This is a genomic window from Chryseobacterium sp. SIMBA_029 (assembly GCF_046535275.1).
In the GTDB taxonomy this organism is placed as follows: domain Bacteria; phylum Bacteroidota; class Bacteroidia; order Flavobacteriales; family Weeksellaceae; genus Chryseobacterium.
Genome location: NZ_JAWRXA010000889.1, coordinates 1 through 233 on the forward strand (window position 1 = coordinate 1; position 233 = coordinate 233).

The following is a 233-nucleotide window of genomic DNA, read 5'->3' on the forward strand; positions in this document are numbered from 1 at the left end:
GTACTACTTATTGGTAACAGGAGGTACAGGAACCAATGATAAAGGTTTTGCCTACAATGTTTCCGGAATCGGGTTAGATAAAGCAGGAGCAATTGCTTACAGAACTTTAACTACTTATCTTACTTCCACCTCTACTTATGCTAATGCAAGAACTTATTCTCTTCAGTCAGCGACAGATCTATATGGAGCCGGTAGTAATGAAGTAACACAGGTTACCAATGCATGGAATGCAG

Annotated in this window: 1 protein-coding gene; it reads left to right on the forward strand. The window is 39.9% G+C overall.

Translation table 11 applies throughout. From position 1 onward, the window contains the following. The coding region (locus SB679_RS26405; protein WP_410705403.1) for a M4 family metallopeptidase at positions 1–233 on the forward strand (233 nt) is incomplete at both ends.